The sequence below is a fragment of the Cellulomonas hominis genome (assembly GCF_901521055.1).
In the GTDB taxonomy this organism is placed as follows: Bacteria; Actinomycetota; Actinomycetes; order Actinomycetales; family Cellulomonadaceae; genus Cellulomonas; species Cellulomonas endometrii.
This window is the reverse complement of the sequence record NZ_CABEGA010000025.1, coordinates 1-17,758: the sequence shown is the minus strand read 5'-3', so window position 1 is coordinate 17,758 and position 17,758 is coordinate 1. Positions and strand designations below refer to the sequence as shown.

The following is a 17,758-nucleotide window of genomic DNA, read 5'->3' as shown; positions in this document are numbered from 1 at the left end:
GAGGGTGTCATGAGCGACGAGCAGCAGGTGCCGGGCGGCGGGAGCCGCCCCGCGCCCGACGGGGCGTCGGTGCCCGCCACGCCGGACACCACCATCAGCTTCGGCTCCCTGGGCGGGCTGGAGCACGACGCGGGCGGCCCGGTCGGGCTCACCGCCGAGCAGGCCGCCGCCGTCCAGGCGCTCCCGCGCACGTCGGCGCTGCTGGTCATGCAGCGCGGGCCGAGCTCCGGCGCGCGGTTCCTCCTGGACGCCGACCGCACGGTCGCGGGCCGCAGCCCGAGCGCCGACATCTTCCTGGACGACGTGACCGTCTCCCGCAAGCACGCCGAGTTCGTCCGCGAGCTCGACGACTTCGTGGTCCGCGACGTCGGCTCCCTCAACGGCACGTACGTGAACCGGGAGCGGATCGACTCCACGGTGCTGCGGGCGGGCGACGAGGTGCAGATCGGCAAGTTCCGCATGACCTTCCACCCGAGCCCCGCGGCGCGACCGGGCGGACAGCCGGCCGACCCCGCGCAGTGAGCCCGGCCCGCCCCGCCCGTCACGACGCGACAGCCCCGCACACCGCCCGCGCGGCCGAGGACGCCACCGCCCGCGACGACGCCGCTGCCGGCGAGCCCGGGCCCTGGCCCCGGGGGCTGTCCCGGCAGGCCACCATGCGGATCTCGGACGTGCTGACCGCGCTGCGGATCGAGTTCCCGGCGGTGACGAACTCCAAGCTCCGGTTCCTCGAGGAGCAGGGCCTGGTCGAGCCGGTGCGCACGCCGTCGGGGTACCGGCAGTACAGCCCGGCGGACCTGGAGCGGCTGCGGTTCATCCTGCGCGAGCAGCGGGACCGGTACGTCCCGCTCAAGGTCATCGGGGAGCGGCTCGCGGCGCTCGACGCCGGCGTCGGCACGGAGGCGCTGTCGCCCGCGCTGATCGTCACGGAGGACGGCGTCCCGCGGTCCGGTCCCGTCGAGGCCCGGTACACCACGGCCGCCCTGGCCCGCGAGGCCGCGGTGGACGAGCAGGTGGTGGTCGACCTGGTGCAGGCCGGCGTGCTGCGACCGTCGGCCTCGGGCCACCTGGACGCGTGGGCGAAGGAGGTCGTGCTGGCCGCGGCGGCCCTCGCGGAGCACGGCATCGAGGCCCGCCACCTGCGCAGCTTCCGGAGCGCGGCGGACCGGCAGATCGACATGGTCGAGACCGTGGTCGCCCCGTGGCGCGGCCAGTCGTCGCCGTCCGCGCGCGGCCGGGCGAGCACCGTCGCCGCCGAGGTCGGCGAGCTCTGCACGCGGCTGCACACCGCCCTGGTGCGGGCGGGCGTCGCGGATCTCGCGCCGTAGGCGGCGTGTCGCGTCCCACCGGTGCACGGACCCGCCCGCGGACGTAGCGTGGGCGACATGCACGAGGACGACCTGGTCGAGCTCGAGGTGCTCGGCGTGCGCCGGCACCCCGGCGACGACGAGCTCGTCGTGCTGCTCCTGGAGCCGGTGGGGGAGCTGATCGTGCCGATCGCGATCGGCCCGAGCGAGGCGGGTGCCATCGCCACCGCTCAGGCCGGGGTGGTGCCGCCGCGGCCGATGACGCACGACCTGCTGCGGGACGTGCTGGCGACGCTCCAGGTCCGGGTGCAGCAGGTCGAGATCACCGAGCTCGTCGGCGGCGTGTTCCACGCGGCCCTGGTCCTGGGCGACCGCCGGCTGCGGGTGGACGCGCGGGCGTCGGACGCGATCGCGCTGGCGGTGCGCGTGGGGTGCCCGGTGCTGTGCGCCACGGACGTCCTCGCGGAGGTCGGGGTGGAGGCGTCGCCGGTGTCGCCCGACGAGGCGGAGGGGGCCGCGTCGGACGACACGCCGGAGGAGCAGGTGGCCCAGTTCCGCGAGTTCCTGGACCACGTCTCGCCGGACGACTTCGAGCAGCCGGGGCCCGGCGGGCAGGACCGAGGTTCAACCTCAGGTGGAGGGTAAGACACGCCGTGCGCGACACGCCGGAAACCGCGGGTGCCGCGGTCGTTGACCGCCCCTGGTGGCGGCCCTAGCGTTGCACCCAGAACAGCAGAGACCGCGACGCCGCACCGGCGTCGACGGTCGCGACGAGTGGAGGACCCCCGTGACCGGCACCGAGCAGACAGCCCCGGCTGCCGGCGGCATCCCCCAGCGCGCCCAGGGCCTGCTGTTCGGCGACGACCTCCCCGACCTGGACGTGACCACCGGCTACCGCGGGCCCACGGCCTGCCGCGCGGCCGGCATCACCTACCGGCAGCTCGACTACTGGGCCCGGACCGGCCTGGTCGAGCCCTCCGTGCGCCCCGCGACGGGCTCCGGCACGCAGCGCCTGTACTCGTTCCGCGACATCCTCGTGCTGAAGGTCGTCAAGCGGCTGCTCGACACCGGCGTCTCCCTGCAGCAGATCCGCGCCGCCGTCAGCCACCTGCGTGAGCGCGGTGTCGAGGACCTGGCGCAGATCACCCTGATGTCCGACGGCGCGTCCGTGTACGAGTGCACCTCCGCGGACGAGGTCATCGACCTGGTGCAGGGCGGCCAGGGCGTGTTCGGCATCGCGGTGGGCCGGGTGTGGCGCGAGGTCGAGGGCACGCTCGCCGAGCTGCCGACCGAGCGCGCCGAGGACGACTCGCCCGTCGGCACGGGCCACGACGAGCTCGCCGAGCGTCGCCGGGCCCGCACCGCCGGCTGAACCCCGCACGACGACGGACGGCCGGGACCCGCGCAGGGTCCCGGCCGTCCGTCGTCCGTACGCGCCCGAGCGGAGGGGGTCAGGGGGACCCGCCGGCCGCGTCGCCGCCCAGGCGGAGCGTCGCGACGACCGGGTCGTGGTCCGACGGGAAGCGGCCGCCCGGCCGCGCGTCGAGCACCGCGTAGTCGTCGACCACGACGTCGGGGCCGACGAGCACGTAGTCGATCCGCCGTCGCGCCCCGGGGAGGGGGCGGTCGGGGTCGACCAGCGGCGTGAACGTCGTCTCCGGGCCGGACGGGGGCGTGACGCTCACGGCGCGCGCGTCGACGAGCCCGCCGCCGAGCAGCGCCCGCAGCGGCTCCGAGCCGGGCTCGGCGTTGAGGTCGCCGGTGACGACCACGCGACCGGTGCCCGCGATCGTGCGGATCCGGGCGAGCAGCAGCCGCGCCGACTCGAGCCGCGCCCGCGTGCCCTCGTGGTCGAGGTGCGCGTTGAACACGAAGAACGTGGCACCGGTGTCGAGGTCCAGGAACCGGCCCCACGTGCACAGCCGGCGGTACCCGGGCGCGTCCCAGCCGACGCTCGGCTCGTCGGGCGTCGGCGAGAACCAGAAGTCGCCGGAGTCGACGACGCCCAGGCGGGCGGTGCGGTACAGGATCGCGGAGTGCTCCCCGGTCGTCCCGCCGTCGCGCGACCGCCCGAGGGCGGCGAACCCGGTGCCCGCCGTCAGGGAGTCGAGGTGCGCGCGGGTGCCCTCCTGCGTGCCCAGCACGTCGACGTGGTCCAGCGCGGCCCGCACCAGCGCCGCCCGGTCGTACGTCGCCGTCGTGGGCCAGTGGGCGACCCAGAGGTTGTACGAGCCCACCCGGAGCGGCGGCCAGCTCACCGCGCGGACCCCGCCGGCGTCCGGACCTCCAAAGTGCCGGCGCCGTCGAGCAGGGCCAGGTCGAGCGCGGCGCTCGCCCACCGGTAGGGGTGCGGGACCGGCGTCGTCGGGGCCAGCTCGCCGTCCACGCGGACCTCGACAGCCGTCGCGGCCGGGTCGACCCGGTACCGGACGGTACGCCTGGCTCCGCCGAGCACGAGCGCGACCTCGAGGCCGTCGTCCTCGGGCGCGAGCGTGGGGCCGACGACGAGCGTGTCGTGGCGCTCGTCCAGGCCGAGCAGCCCGTGCACGACCTGGCGCAGGTAGATCCCGGGACCCGAGGAGTAGACGCGCCACCCGTCGGCCGTCGGGACCTCGCCCGTGCGGAGCAGCTCGAAGTCACGGGCGGCGGTGTAGCGGTCCGGGAAGGCGGCGTCCGAGGACGACGTGTAGCAGGTCCGCTGACGCCGCATCGCGCTCGGGACGCGCGTGCCCATGGTGATGGGTGACAGCCGCAGCAGCTCGTCGCCGACGTCGGCGCGGCCGAGGGCGGCCAGCGCCTCGGCCCAGCGGATGTGGGCGTGGGCGTACATCAGGCCGACCTCGCGGCCGAAGAACGCCGCCTGCTCGGCGCGACGGAACGACTCGGTCTCGCCGTCCGCGAACCGCGTCGGCCGGTCGGTGAGGCGCACACCGTCCGGGAACAGGAGGTGCTCCCGGACGATCGCCTCGTGGCGGTCCGCCTCGTCCTGGTCGAGGATCCCGGCGAGCACGAGCTGCGTCATGGGGATCAGCCGGTAGGTCAGCCCCGTCGCCGTGTCGGCAGGGTGGATCACCGGGGTCGCGACGCCGTCCGTGACCGTCACGAAGCCCGCCGCCACGCCGTCCGGGAGCATGAGCCGGCGGAGGTCGGCGGTGATCGCGGCGGCGGCCGACGCCATGCGCGCCACGAGCGCGGCGGCCTCCGGCACGGGGCGCAGCTGCTCCGCGGCGAGGCCGAGGGCCTGCGCGGCGAGCGCGGTCGTCCACGTCGACGCCATGGACTCCCGCATGTCGGAGCGGGCCGGCTGCAGCGTGTCGTCCCAGTCGCCCTCGCCGTAGGCCGGCAGCGCCGTTCCGGGGACGCGGTCGGTCTCGATGCGCGCGACCAGGGCGTCCAGGTGCTCGGCCACCGTCGCGGGCTCGCCCGTGCGGAACGGCACCACCGCGTCGAGGACCGCGACGTCGCCCGAGGCGCGCAGGTACTGGCCGAGCGCGAACAGCGGCCAGTGGATGACGTCGCCGTGCGCCTCGGGCTGCAGGATCTCGGCGTACTCGTCGAACATGAACCACTGCGGGAACGTGCCGTCGACGGCCTGGGAGCCCAGCACGCGCAGGACGATGTCGCGGCAGGCGCCGAGCAGGCCAGCGGCCAGCAGCAGCTCGAACGGTCCCTGGCAGACGTCGCGCGTCCCCCACGCCGCGCCCTGGTACTGCTCGAGGCCGTGCGGGACGAGCCAGTGGACGCGCGCGTCGTTGGCCCACCAGGGCAGCAGGGTCTCGAGCTCCGCGAGGCGGGAGCCCGCGGCGACCTCCAGCCCGCGCGTGAGCCGCGCGAGCGTGGCGCGGTGACCGGCCGCCTCGCGGGCCGCGTCGAGCCCGGTGGCGACGAGCTCGCGCGCGAGGTCCGCGGAGGCGCCTCCGGCACGGTCCGCCGTGGTGGCGACCCGCAGCGCGGTGGTCGCGGTCGCCCGCACCGTGACGACCGAGGTGCCGCGCGCCGCGCCGTCCGCGAAGAGCGGGGCGTCGCCGTCGACCTGCGCGCCCGGCGTGGCGGCGAGGACGTAGGCAAGACCGGGGTGGTGCCGGCCGGTGGGGGTGGCCGGGTCGGCCGCCAGGACGACGACACCGTCCTGGTCGCGGGCCTCCCAGCTGCCGCCGCCGAGCTCGACGGCGGTCGTGACCAGGAGGTCGACGGGCGCGGTCGCCGTGATGTCGAGCAGCAGCCCGTCGCGGGACGCGTCGGCGACGGTGCGCACCTCGACGCGCTGCCCGTCGAGGGCGTAGATCCAGCGGGCCTCGCCGACGTCGAGCACGAAGGCGGAGGGCGCGCCGAGCAGCCGCCAGTCCCCGTCGACCCGGACCAGGACCCGGACGCCGTTGGACCGCAGCAGGTTGAGGTGGTTGCGGTGCACCGTCGTGAGGGTGTCGAACGTCGTGTTGCCGAGCACGGTGTGCGACCCGAACACGCCGTGCGCGAAGACGGTCGTCGACAGGACGGGCCGGTCCGGGGTGAGCGAGTCGCCGGCGAGCAAGACGTGCCCGTGGGGCCGCAAGAGCTCCAGGTCCTTCTCCCCGCGGACCACGTGGACGCCGTCGTCGGTGAAGAAGGACAGAACCCGGCCGGACTCGTCGCGCTCGACGTACCGCGCGCCCGTCCCGAGCCGCAGCAGGTCGTCGTCGCTCAGCGGGTGGCCGCCCAGCAGCGGAGCCGTGGCCAGGAGGGAGCGCTCGTGCACGGAGTTCGTGGCGGCGCCGGCGTGGGGGGCGGCGTGCGCGGCGGTGACCGCTGCGGCGGTCGCGTCCGCCAGGGCGACCAGGCGCGACACGTCCTCCTCGACGTCCGGGAGGACGTCCAGCAGGGCGCCGCGGCGGTCGGCCAAGTACCGGCCGACGACGTGCAGGACCGCCGGCTCGGACAGCGTGGTCGGCCGTGACAGCAGCCCCGCCATCGCCATCTCGTGCTGGCGCACGCGGCCGGGCCACGGCGCGCCCGTGAGGAAGGCCGGGGTGTGGCCGGCGCGGGCCGGCGGGGCGTAGAGGTCGAACCCGTCCGTCCCCGCACCCACGGCACCCTCGGCGACGGCGTAGGCGAAGAGCGGGAGCACCGGGGCCGACGCCATGGTCTGCCGGGACAGCACGACCGTGCCGAGCCGGGCCGACTCCGCGAGCCGGTGCGCGACGTACTGCGAGACGTAGGGCTCGGAGGACGACGCGGCCTGCGCGGGGGCGAGCGACAGGTCCTGGACGGCGGCGACGTCCCACGTGGCGGCGGGGGCACCAGCAGCGGCACCGGCACCGGCGGAGAGCTCCACCCGCCAGACCAGCGCCGGACCGGACGGGTCGAGGACGAGGTGCACCGTCCAGCAGGCGCCCAGCCCGGAGCCGGTCCAGCGGACCACCCCGTCACCGGCCTGCCAGGTGGTGCCGGACCTGCTGCCCGTCAGCGGGACGTGGTCGACGGTGCCGTCCGCGGACGTGCGGCGCAGGAAGAGCCCGGCGATCCCGGCGTCGTGGTCGCCGATCCGGTACTGGTTGACGAGGTGGCCACCGGGGGCGCCCACCTCCGCGACGTCGCCCGCCGCGGTGAGCCGGACGGTGAGGCCACCGCCGGCGTCGACGAGGTGCGTGCGGTCCGTGCGGTCGGGGTGGATGCGCGTCGAGAGGTCAGTCATGGTGGGGTCCCAGGGGTTCGGGCGGGCGAGGGGTGGCCGGGCGGTCGGCGAGGAAGCGGCCGGCGGCGTCGCGCAGCACCGGGGCCGCGGTCCGGTACCAGAGCCACACCCACACGCCGGCGACGACGGTGAGCAGGAGGTCCGACGTGGCGGTCGCGACCGCGACCGCGCCGATGACGAGCACGAGCGTCCCCAGCGACGCGCGCCACCGCGCGACCACGTAGAACGCGGCCGCCTGGGCGGCGTCGGCCAGGGAGAGGTGGAAGAACGTCCGCAGCGCCAGGGCGTGCAGCGCGAGGACCACGAGCAGGACGCCGGCCCCGGGGGCGAGGCCCGCGGCGACGGGCGGGACGCCGGCGTCGCGGCCGGCCGCCGCGACGAGGGCGACGACGCCGACCAGGACGCAGACCGGCACCGAGACGGCTGCCGCGTCCCGCCAGCCGAGGCGGTACCCGCGCAGGAACGCCCGCGCGACGGGGACGTCCGGGTCCACGTAGTGCTCCCGCACGGCGTACAGCCCGGCCGACAGCGCTGGTCCCGCGGGGACCGCGGCGAGCACGACCAGCCAGGTGAGCGAGGGGTCCGGGCGGAGCAGGAGCGCGAGCAGGGCGAGCGGCAGGTTCGCCGCGGTCAGCAGCGCGGTCAGGCCCGCGCCCCAGACGAAGGCGGTCACCGCGCGGCCGAACGGGCCGTCGCCCACCTCGTCGCCCGGGCGGGGGCCGCCGAGCGCCTCCGCCCAGCCGCGCGGCCGGCCGGGGAAGGTCGCCGGGTCGATGGGGCCTGGGTCGACGGGGCCTGGGTCGACGGGGCCCGGGTCGACGGGACCGGCCCCGACAGGGCCGGCGCCGACGGGGGAGGCGGTCACGAGCTTCCGCCCGGCACGACCCGGAACCCGGCGCGCAGGAGGTCCTGCGGGCGGCTGCTGGGCCCGACGAGCAGGTCGACCTCGCCCGGCTCGACGACGCGCCGGCCGGCGGCGTCGACGATCGTGCACGCGCTCACCGGGAGCTGCAGGTCGACCCGCGCCTGCTCGCCCGGCGCGAGCTCGACCTGCGTGAAGGCCTTGAGCTCGCGGTCCGCCCACGACGCCGAGGTGATGAGGTCGCTGATGTAGACCTGCACCGTCTCGAGGGCGGGTCGCCGGCCGGTGTTCGTCAGCGTGACGTGGGCGCGGACCGTGTCCGCCTCGGTCACGACGGGTGTCTCGACGACCAGGTCGGCGTACTCGACCGTCGTGTAGGACAGGCCCTGCCCGAACGCGAAGGCGGGCTCCTGGGTGAGGTCGGCGTAGCGCACGCCGTGCTGCCCGCGCACCTGGTTGTAGTAGGTCGGCTGCTGCCCGGCGTGCCGGGCGAACGAGATCGGCAGGCGGCCGCTCGGCTCGATCAGCCCGAGCAGCAGCTCCGCCAGCGCGCGGCCGCCGGTCATCCCCGGGTTGGCGGCCCAGACGATCGCGTCGGCGGTCATCGCCGAGGGCGGCAGCACCAGGGGCTTGGACGCCTGGAGCACCACGACCATCGGCTTCCCCGTCGCCGCGAGGGCGTCGAGGAGGGCGATCTGCCCGCCGAGCAGCTCCAGCGTCGCGGTCGACCGGCCCTCGCCCACGAGCTCGATCTGGTCGCCGACCACCGCGACCACGACGTCCGCGGCCTGCGCAGCGGCGACGGCCGCGTCCAGCTCGGCGGCGTCGACGGGCGCGGGGACCGCCACGTGCGGGCGCGGCTGCCCGTCGGGGAAGAACGGGCCCTCGGGGTCCTCCTCGTGCGTGACGATCGAGGCGCCCCGCGCGTGCGTGACGGTCCACCCGGCCGGGACCGCCGCGCGGATGCCGTCCAGGGCGGTGGTGATCATCTCCCGCGGCTGCCCGTGCGCCATCGCGGCGACCTGGCCCGAGGACCCGGCCCAGTCGCCCAGCTGGTTCTGGGGGTCGTCGGCGAGGGGGCCGACCACCGCGACGGTCGCCGGGTGGCCGGTGGCCAGCGGCAGGACGCCCTCGTTGCGGAGCAGAACCAGGGAGCGCCGGGCGATCTCGAGGTTGAGGTCCTGGTGCGAGCCGACGACCGACCCCATGGACGCGAGGTCGGGGCGCCGGCGGTCCTCGAACAGCCCCAGCCGGAACTTCAGGGCGAGGATGCGCGAGACCGCGACGTCCAGGTCGGCCTCGGTGATGAGCCCGCGCGCGAGGGCCTCGAGGGCGCCGTCGAAGAACCCGGCGGTCGTCATGATCATGTCGTTGCCGGCCTTGACCGCGGCGGCGGACGCACCCACGTAGTCGGGCTGCACGTGCTGCTCCCAGACCATGCGCCCGACGTTGTCCCAGTCCGTGACGAGCATGCCCTCGTAGCCCCACTCGCCGCGGAGCACGTCCGTGAGGATCCACTCGTTGACGGTGATCGGGACGCCGTCGATGGTCTGGTAGCCGAGCATGAAGGTGCCGCAGCCCTCGCGTGCGACCCGCTCGAAGGGCGGCAGGAACCACGCGCGCAGCTTGCGGGGGGACAGGTCCGCCTCCGAGGCGTCCCGCCCGCCCTGCGTCTCCGAGTACCCGGCGAAGTGCTTCGCGGTCGCGAGCACCGCCGTCGGGTCGGCGAGCCCCTGGCCCTGGTAGCCACGGACCGCCGCGCTGGCGAGCTCGCCGATGAGGAACGGGTCCTCGCCGAAGGTCTCGCCCACGCGGCCCCAGCGCAGGTCGCGGGCGACGCACAGCACGGGGGAGAAGGTCCAGTGCAGGCCGGTCGCCGCGGCCTCGACCGCCGTGGCGCGGGCCATCCGCTCGACGAGCTCCGGCGACCAGGAGGCCGCCATGGCGAGCTGGGTCGGGAAGATCGTGGCGCCGTCGCAGAACGAGTGGCCGTGGATGGCGTCCTCGCCGACGAGCAGGGGGATCCGGAGCCGGGTGCGGTCGGTCAGGTCGTGCGCCTCGAGGATCAGCTCGGGGGAGGCGTGCAGGATCGACCCGACGTGCTTCTCGAGCACCTGCTCGGCCAGCCCGTCCGGCGCGGACAGCTGCATCATCTGGCCGACCTTCTCCTCGGGCGTCATGCGCCCCAGGAGGTCGGCGACCCGGTCGGCGACGGGCAGGGTCGCGTCGAGGTAGTCCGTCATCACTTGATCCCCGTCATCGCGATGCCCTGCACGAAGTGCTTCTGCATGGCGATGAACACCACGAGCACCGGCACGATGATCAGGACGGAGCCGGCCATCTGGAGCCCGAACTCGGCGCCCTTGTCACCCGTGGGGCTGGTGTAGAGCGCCAGCGCGACGGGCAGGGTGTAGAGCGAGTCGCGCTGGGAGACGATCAGCGGCCACAGGAACCCGTTCCACGAGCCCATGAAGGTGAAGATCGCCAGCGTCGCCAGGGGCGCCTTGCACAGGGGCATGACGATGCGGGCGAAGATCCGGAACTCGCCGGCGCCGTCGATGCGCGCCGCGTCGAGCAGGGAGTCGGGGATCTCCAGCATGAACTGCCGCATGAGGAACACGCCGAACGCGCCCACCATGCCGGGCAGGATCATGCCCCAGTACGTGCCGACCATGTTGAGGTTCGCGACCAGCACGAACTGCGGGATGAGCGTGACGATGCCGGGCACGAACATCGTCCCGAGGACGACCGTGATGAGCACCTTCTTGCCGGGGAACTCCAGCTTCGCCAGGGCCCAGCCGACCATCGAGCAGAACAGCAGCGTGGTGGCGACCGCGACGACGGCGAGGAACACCGAGTTGAGGAAGTACCGCGTCATGTCGAACTCGAAGAACCACGCGCGGAAGTTGTCGAGCGTGGGCGCCTGCGGCCACCACGTGATGGGCCGCCGCATGATCTCGGCGTTGGTCTTGAACGCTCCGAGCAGCATCCAGGCGAACGGCAGGAGCGTGCCGGCGAGGCCGACGGACAGGACGACGACGAGGGCGATCCGTCCGGGCGTCAGGCGCTTGCGGCGGCGGCGGACGACGGGCGCGATCGGCACGGCGGTGGTGGCCGGCGCCAGAGGGGTCGAGGTGGTCATGGTCATGTCCTCTGCCGGAAGAACCGGAACTGGATGATGGCGAAGATGCTGATGATCGCGAAGAGCACGTACGCGCCGGCCGCGCCGACCGAGTAGCTGCCCCACTGGAACTGGTTGAACACGTAGAGGGCGATCGACGTCGTGGACTGCAGCGGACCGCCGTTGGTCATCACGAACGGCTCGTCGAAGAACTGCATGAACCCGGTCGTCGTGAGGATCGCGTTGAGCAGGATCGTCGGCATCATCATCGGGATGGTGATGCGGAAGAACCGCTGGACCGTCGAGGCGCCGTCGACCATCGCGGCCTCCTTGACCTCGGAGGGGATGGCCTGCAGCCCCGCGAGGAAGATGACCATGCTCGACCCGATGCTGCGCCACACGGCCATGAGGGTCAGCGCGGGCAGGGCGGTGCGGGTGTCGCCGAGCCAGTTCGGGCCGTCGACGCCGATGTCCGCGAGCAGCGAGTTGATCAGGCCGTTCGGCTGGTACATGATCCGCCAGACCACGGCGACGGCGACGATCGTGGTGACGACCGGCGTGTAGAAGCCGACCCGGAAGAACGTGGCGGCCCGGCGGCCGAGCGCGTTGAGCATGACCGCGAGCACCAGCGCCGAGAACAGCGACAGCGGCACGCCGACGACCACGAAGCCCAGGGTGTTGCGCAGGGCCCGCAGGAACGTCGTGTCGCTCAGCACCGTCGCGAAGTTGCCGAGCCCGATGAAGTCGACCGCGAACGGGTTGCGGATGTCGTTGACCCGCAGGTCCGTGAAGGCCATCCCGAACGAGCTCACCAGCGGGACGAGCCCGAACACGCCGAACGAGAGCACGAACGGCGCGGCGAAGAGCCAGGCGACGAGGGCGGTCCGGCGGCGCCGGGCGGTCAGGGAGACGGGCTTCCCCGACCGCCGCGGCGTCGCGGGCGGCGTGCGCCGCTCGGTGGTGGTGCTGGTCACCAGCCGAAGCCGATCTGGTCGGCCTCGGCCTGGATCGCCTTCGCGGCCTCCTCGGAGGTCAGCTCGCCGTGCGCGACGCGCTCGCTGTAGATGCCGATCTGCTCGGCGATCTGCGCCCACGACGGGTAGCTCGGGGTCTCCACCGTGTGCGGCATCTGCTCCTTGAGCACCGACATCACGGGGCTGTCCAGGATCGGCTCGTACTCGGCGGACTCGACGCGGGACGGGAACGAGCCGGCGATGTCGAACAGCGCCTTCTGCTGCTCGTCCTCGAGGAGCCACTGCAGGAAGAGCCACGAGGACTCCTGGTTGTCCGACGACGAGAACACGCCGAGGTTGCCGCCGCCGATGTACGAGTCGTTGTTGGCGGGGCCGGAGGGCAGCGGCACGTACGCCACCGACTCCTCGGTGAAGCCCTCGGGCGCGGCGCCGGTGTCGATGAGCTCCTGGTAGGTGCCGACCATCCACGGGCCCGAGATCAGCAGGGGCTGGGCGCCGTTCTCGAACGTCGCCTCGGACTCCGACAGCGGCGCCTCGCCGCGCGCGAAGAAGCCCTGGTAGAAGTCGAGCGCCTCGACGAACTCCGGGGTGTCGAAGGTCCACTTCTCACCGTCGGTGACCTCGCCGCCGGCCTGGGACAGGAACGGGATGATCACCTGCGCCGGGTTCTCGATCGGCCGGGGCAGGCCGAGCCCGTACGCGTCGCCCTCGCGCGCCGCGAACGCCGCGCTCAGCTCCTCGAGCTCCTCCCACGTCGTCGGGGCGTCGAACCCGAGCTCGGCCGCGAGGTCCGCCCGGTAGAACAGGAACCGCGTCTCGACGTACCAGGGCACCGCGTACCGGCCGTCCTCGCCCTCCACCGACGCGACCGCCGCGGGGTAGAACTCGTCGGGGTCGAACACGTCGTCCGGGACGGGCGCGAGGCCGCCCATGGCGATGACCGAGGCCGTCTGGTCGGCGCCGGTCATGACGATGTCGGGCCCCGTGCCGGAGGCGACGGCCGTCTGGTTCATCGTGATGATCTCGCCCCACGGGATCTCCGTGACCTTGATCGTCGCGTCGGGGTTCTCCTCGGTGAACTGCTCACCCAGGGTCGTCAGCGCGTCCCCGTTGCCGGCCGCCGCCCAGATCTCGATCTCGCCCGTGGCCTCGTCGGCCACGGTCCCGGCGCCCGCCTGACCGCCACCACCGCCGTCGTCCGAACGCCCGCACGCGGCGAGCGGCGCGAGCGCCAGGGTCGACACGGCGACGGCCGCAAAGGCGCGCCTGAACGTACGACGAGTCATGTGTTCCTCCTTGAACGATGTCTTCGCCAGTCCGACCGTCGGCGCCCTGACCTGCGCGATCGGTTCGGAGATTGCTTGTAATGCGCTTTACAACACGGGGAATCTAAGCGTGTAGACTCCCGGTGTCAACCCGGTCTTCGCCACGTGCACCGCCGCGTGGGAGCCACTCGTCGTCGAGGAGCCTCGCGTGGCACGCCGCCCCACCGTGTACGACGTCGCCGAGCGTGCCGGGGTGTCGATCACCACCGTCTCGTTCGCGTTCCGGCAGCCCGGGCGCGTGCGCGCGGCCACCCGCGAGGCGGTCATGGAGGCCGCCCGCGAGCTCGGCTACGTGCCGTCCGGGAGCGCCCGGGGCCTGGCGCGGGGGAGCACCGGCGCCTTCGGGCTGTACGCGTTCGACCTCATGCTCGCCGACGCCGACCCGCGCACCACGGCGGTGCCTGCCGACGCGTCCGAGGTGGGCGAGGGCGACCCCCGCGTCTTCCCGCTTTACGTCGACGAGGTGGAGCGGGGCTTCGCCCTCGAGTGCCGCGAGACCGGCCGCGCGCTGCTCCTGGCCTCCGGCGCGCCCAGCGGCTCGGCCGTGTACGACATCGCCGGACGCGTCGACGGGCTGGCGATCTTCCCCGGCACCCACAGCCTCGACGCGGTGCACGCCATCGCGCAGTCGATCCCGCTGGTCGCGTTCAACACACCCGGGACGGACGCGTCGTTCAGCCACGTCTCCGTCGACAACCGCGAGGGCGTGACGCGGATCGTCGAGCACCTCGTGCAGGCCCACGGGGTGCGGGACCTCGCGTTCGTCGGCGAGGGGTCCATGTACGACTTCGCGGAGCGGCTCACGGGGTTCCGGCACGCCGTCGACGCGCTGCTGCCGGACCGCCCCGCGAGCCCAGCCGGCCGCGAGGGGCTGGAGACCACGGAGTGGGCCACCGCGCTGCGGGACCTCGCCGTCGCCGACCGCCTGCCCGGGGCGCTCGTCTGCCAGAGCGACCAGGTGGCGCTCGTCGCCCTCGACCTGCTCGCCGAGCACGGCGTCGACGTCCCCGGCCGGGTCCGCGTGACCGGGTTCGACGGCATCCTCGCCGGCAGGCTCTCGACGCCCATGCTGACCACCGTGCGCCAGCCCTTCGAGCACATGGGCCGCATCGCGGTGCGGCTGCTGGCGGACCGGCTGTCGGACCCGGAGGGCGCGACGGTGTTCCGGACGCTGCCCACCCGGCTCGTCACGCGCGCGAGCTGCGGCTGCGGCGCCCCGGTCGAGGCCTAGCCGGGTCCTGTCAGGTCCGCGGCGCGCGCAGCGCCCGGTCCAGCAGCTCCTCGAACACGCCGGCCAGCTCCCGGGCACCGGCGCCCGGCCAGGCGTGCACCGGCTGCGCCGCACCCTGGGCCTGCTGCAGCGCCGCCCGCTCCGGCACGAACGGGGTGAGCACGAGCGGCCCGTAGAGGCGGCGCAGCTCCTCCAGCCGGAACGCCTGCTCGATGGACCGGGCCTTCACCCGGTTCACGACGACGCCGAGCGGCTGCAGCTGACCGGCCGGCCCGCGGCGCAGGTCGTCGATCGTGCGCATCGCCCGGCCGACGGCCGTCACGGAGAACAGCCCCGGCTCGGTCACGACGACGGCCCGGTCGCACGCGGTCAGGCCGGTGCGGGTCAGGCCGCCGAGCGACGGCGGGCAGTCGACCAGCACGAGGTCGTAGTCGTGCACCCACGCGAGGGCGAACCGCAGGCGGTCGACGTCGGCGACCGCCCCGTCGTACGCGTCGTGCCGCGAGGAGGCAGCCGATCCGACCAGCACGTCGAGGCCGGCCTCCGCCCACGCGCTGGGCGCCGTCGCGGCGGCGAGGCTCTCCGCGGTGGGCGAGTCGAGCAGGGAGGCCACGTCGCCCGCGGCGGGCCCGGTGGCCAGCGCCAGCGTGCTGTCGCCCTGCGGGTCGAGGTCCACCACCAGCGTGCGCAGCCCGCGCTCCAGCGCCGCCGAGGCGAGCCCGAGGGTCACCGAGGTCTTCCCCACGCCGCCCTTGAGCGAGCACACTCCCAGCACCAGCACGCGGACACGGTAGCCGCACCCCGGCGGTTCGCGGAATCGCACCCCGCCCCGGGCCCGCCCTCCGGTCGACGTGCGCGCCCACCTGGGGCGATGCTGACGCCCATGACCGACGCGATCACGATCACCAGCTGGGGCCACGCCTGCATCCGCCTCGAGCGCGACGGGCAGCACCTCGTCGTCGACCCGGGGGCGTTCGGGGACCTCGCCGTGCTCGACGACGCCGACGCGGTCCTGGTCACCCACGAGCACGTCGACCACGTGGACCCGCCGAGCCTCGTCGCCGCGCTGCGGTCGCGCCCGCACCTGGAGGTCCGGGCGCCGGCGCCGGTCGTCGCGCAGCTCGTGGAGGCCGGCGCCCCCGCCGACCGGGTGCATGCCGTGGCCGCGGGGGACGCCTTCACCGCGGCGGGGTTCGACGTCCGCGTGTTCGGCGAGCGGCACGCCGTGGTGCACCCGGACGTGCCGACCGCCGCGAACGTCGCCTACGTGGTCGACGGCGCCCTCGTGCACCCCGGCGACTCCTTCACCCCGCCGCCCGCCGGCGTGGAGGTCGACCTGCTGCTCGTCCCCGTCGCCGGACCGTGGATGAAGCTCGCGGAGGCCATCGACTACGTGCGCGCCGTGCGGCCCCGGGTCGCGGTGCCGATCCACGACGCGATCCTCAGCGACCGCGGGCGGGCGCTGTCCGACCGGATGGTCGGGGGCCTCGGCGGCGCGGGGGAGTACCGCCGCCTCGTCCCCGGCGAGCCGTACCGGTGGGAGGCCCCGGCACGCTGACCCCGGGTGGGCGGGTCAGGCCGTCCGCGGCCCGCGAGGTCGTCAGTCGTGCACGAGGTCGTCAGTCCTGCGGGACGACCTCGAGCGGTACTGACGACCTCGCCGGACGGGGACTTTGCGGACGGGGACCGTGCGGGCAGGCGCCGCCGGTCGGGGGGTCGGGGGGCAGGGTCAGGGGGTGAGGGGTGCGGTGGTCGTCGTCGTGTCGGCGGCCAGCGTCAGCGCGGCCGCGCCGGCGGGGGTGGTCACGCGGTAGTCGCCGCGGAACGCGTCGAGCGCGAACCGGCCCGACTCGTCCGTGCGGACCGTCGTCGGCGCCAGCCACCACTCGTCCCGCACCAGCGCCCGCAGCGCGTCGTACGCCGGCTTGGGCGTGCCGTCCGCGCGGACCAGGCCGCACGGCGCGCCGAGCCACGCGCCCGCGTCGGACAGGCCCCAGTACGTCGCGGACTGCACCGCGGGGTGCCCGAACAGCGTCCGGTAGTGCCGCTCCACCTCGTCGGCCTGCCGCGCCTCGCCGTCCGGCGTCGAGGGCCAGGACGGGACCTGGAAGTCGTTGAGGTCCTCGATCTCGGGCGGCATGAGGTCGCCGGAGACCAGCGTGGTCTCGGTCAGGTGCAGGGGCAGTCCGAACCGCGCGAACCGGTCGAGCACCGCCTGCGTCCACTCCTCGCCGCGGTAGCCCTGGTGCATGTGGGTCTGAACGCCGATCGCGTCGATCCGGATGCCGTCCGCCAGGCAGTCCTCGATCAGCCGCTCGTAGTCGGGGGACAGGTCGAAGTCGTTGAGCAGCAGCGTGGCGCCCGGGTCGGCGGCGCGCGCGGCGTCGAACGCGAGCCGCACCGTCGGGACCCGGCCGTCGCGCGCGGCGAGCCGGGTCAGGCCGTTCGGCTCCTTATCGAACACCGGCATGATCACCACCTCGTTGATGGCGTCCCAGGTGCCGACCACGCCGCGGAAGGCGCTGACGTCGCGGGTGATCCGCTCGCGCACGGCCGCCGCGACCTCGTCCTCCGGCAGGTCCACCAGCCACTCCGGCGCGAGGGTATGCCAGGCGAGCGGGTGCCCCTTGACCGCGACGCCGCGCTCGGTCAGCCACCGCGCGGTGCGGAGCAGACGCTCGGTGTCGGGCCGCCCGCGCTCGGGCTCGAACAGCCGCCAGTAGAACGGCAGCGTCGCCGTGTTGAACACGTCCAGCCACCGCTCGACCAGGCCGGGCAGCACGTCCGCCGCGGGGTCGTCCGGGCCCGGGTCCTCGCCGTTCGCGAGGGCGATCATCTCGAAGCCCGTGCAGCCGAGGCCGAAGGCGTGCCGCGTCTGCTCGACGGACACGTCGGCGTCGGCGAGCGGTCGGCCGGCGGCGTCCAGGACCGTGACGACCGTCGAGCCGGTGCGGTGGTCCAGGGCGGCGGGGCGGGGGAGGCGGACGTGCTGCATCGCGGGGGCACTCCTTCGTGCGGGGCGGGGCTCCGCCGGCGGGGGCGCCGGCGGTCGGGGCGGGGGTGGGGGGGGGGGGGCCGCGGGGGGGGCGGGGGGGGGGCGCCCCCGCGCCCCGGGAGGGGGGGGGCGGGAGCGGGGGCCCGTCCCCCGGGTGCCGGCCAGGCAACCGGGGGGCAACCCCCTACCCCGGCGCCCCCACCGTCGGGGTGGGCCGGTGGCGGGGGGGCGGGGGGGGGGCCGCCTCGGCGGGGGCCCGGGGGGGTGTCGGC

Annotated in this window: 15 protein-coding genes; 6 read left to right on the top strand and 9 right to left on the bottom strand. The window is 74.8% G+C overall.

The window, feature by feature from the left end; translation table 11 throughout:
- Positions 1–9 precede the first annotated feature (9 nt).
- The 4 genes from KJP73_RS07080 to KJP73_RS07065 all read left to right on the top strand — a co-directional run bounded on the left by KJP73_RS07080 (position 10) and on the right by KJP73_RS07065 (position 2,679).
- On the top strand, positions 10–522 hold the full coding sequence (locus KJP73_RS07080; protein ID WP_213282096.1) for an FHA domain-containing protein: 513 nt from the start codon (positions 10–12) through the stop codon (positions 520–522).
- Positions 519–1,328, top strand: a complete 810-nt coding sequence (gene ftsR / locus KJP73_RS07075) for a transcriptional regulator FtsR (protein ID WP_349628296.1) — start codon at positions 519–521, stop codon at positions 1,326–1,328. The genes KJP73_RS07080 and ftsR overlap by 4 nt, the downstream gene beginning before the upstream one ends.
- A gap of 57 nt (positions 1,329–1,385) precedes the next feature.
- Positions 1,386–1,952, top strand: coding sequence for a bifunctional nuclease family protein (locus KJP73_RS07070; RefSeq protein ID WP_213282095.1), 567 nt, complete (start codon positions 1,386–1,388; stop codon positions 1,950–1,952).
- A 142-nt stretch (positions 1,953–2,094) separates the two neighbouring features.
- Positions 2,095–2,679, top strand: coding sequence for a MerR family transcriptional regulator (locus KJP73_RS07065; RefSeq protein WP_213282094.1), 585 nt, complete (start codon positions 2,095–2,097; stop codon positions 2,677–2,679).
- Between the two features lie 79 nt (positions 2,680–2,758).
- Here KJP73_RS07065 and KJP73_RS07060 read toward each other — a convergent pair whose 3' ends face one another.
- The 7 genes from KJP73_RS07060 to KJP73_RS07030 are packed head-to-tail and all read right to left on the bottom strand — an operon-like array spanning position 2,759 to position 13,221.
- Positions 2,759–3,565, bottom strand: coding sequence for an endonuclease/exonuclease/phosphatase family protein (locus tag KJP73_RS07060; RefSeq protein ID WP_213282093.1), 807 nt, complete (start codon positions 3,563–3,565; stop codon positions 2,759–2,761).
- Positions 3,562–6,978 (bottom strand): GH36-type glycosyl hydrolase domain-containing protein, encoded by a 3,417-nt coding sequence (locus KJP73_RS07055; RefSeq protein WP_213282092.1) that lies wholly within the window; start codon positions 6,976–6,978, stop codon positions 3,562–3,564. The genes KJP73_RS07060 and KJP73_RS07055 overlap by 4 nt, the downstream gene beginning before the upstream one ends.
- Entirely contained in the window at positions 6,971–7,843 is an 873-nt protein-coding gene (locus KJP73_RS07050; protein ID WP_213282091.1) for a hypothetical protein, read from the bottom strand. Before KJP73_RS07050 ends, KJP73_RS07055 begins: the two co-directional genes overlap by 8 nt.
- Positions 7,840–10,083, bottom strand: coding sequence for a glycoside hydrolase family 3 N-terminal domain-containing protein (locus KJP73_RS07045; protein ID WP_213282090.1), 2,244 nt, complete (start codon positions 10,081–10,083; stop codon positions 7,840–7,842). Before KJP73_RS07045 ends, KJP73_RS07050 begins: the two co-directional genes overlap by 4 nt.
- A complete protein-coding gene (locus KJP73_RS07040; RefSeq protein ID WP_213282089.1) occupies positions 10,083–10,988 on the bottom strand; it encodes a carbohydrate ABC transporter permease in 906 nt (301 codons plus the stop codon). The genes KJP73_RS07045 and KJP73_RS07040 overlap by 1 nt, the downstream gene beginning before the upstream one ends.
- A complete protein-coding gene (locus KJP73_RS07035; RefSeq protein ID WP_213282088.1) occupies positions 10,985–11,935 on the bottom strand; it encodes a carbohydrate ABC transporter permease in 951 nt (316 codons plus the stop codon). Before KJP73_RS07035 ends, KJP73_RS07040 begins: the two co-directional genes overlap by 4 nt.
- Entirely contained in the window at positions 11,932–13,221 is a 1,290-nt protein-coding gene (locus KJP73_RS07030) for an extracellular solute-binding protein (protein WP_213282087.1), read from the bottom strand. The genes KJP73_RS07035 and KJP73_RS07030 overlap by 4 nt, the downstream gene beginning before the upstream one ends.
- Positions 13,222–13,408: 187 nt before the next feature.
- Here KJP73_RS07030 and KJP73_RS07025 point away from each other — a divergent pair, with 187 nt between their 5' ends.
- Positions 13,409–14,491: a LacI family DNA-binding transcriptional regulator gene (locus KJP73_RS07025; protein ID WP_213282086.1), complete on the top strand. Its 1,083-nt coding sequence runs from the start codon at positions 13,409–13,411 to the stop codon at positions 14,489–14,491.
- Positions 14,492–14,501: 10 nt separating this feature from the next.
- Here KJP73_RS07025 and KJP73_RS07020 read toward each other — a convergent pair whose 3' ends face one another.
- Complete coding sequence (locus tag KJP73_RS07020; protein ID WP_213282085.1) at positions 14,502–15,272, bottom strand: ParA family protein; 771 nt, start codon at positions 15,270–15,272, stop codon at positions 14,502–14,504.
- Between the two features lie 102 nt (positions 15,273–15,374).
- On the opposite strand from KJP73_RS07020, the gene KJP73_RS07015 reads away from it, so the two are divergent.
- Positions 15,375–16,049: an MBL fold metallo-hydrolase gene (locus KJP73_RS07015; protein ID WP_213282084.1), complete on the top strand. Its 675-nt coding sequence runs from the start codon at positions 15,375–15,377 to the stop codon at positions 16,047–16,049.
- A gap of 171 nt (positions 16,050–16,220) precedes the next feature.
- Here KJP73_RS07015 and KJP73_RS07010 read toward each other — a convergent pair whose 3' ends face one another.
- A complete protein-coding gene (locus KJP73_RS07010) occupies positions 16,221–17,486 on the bottom strand; it encodes an endo-1,4-beta-xylanase (protein ID WP_213282083.1) in 1,266 nt (421 codons plus the stop codon).
- Positions 17,487–17,758 lie beyond the last annotated feature (272 nt).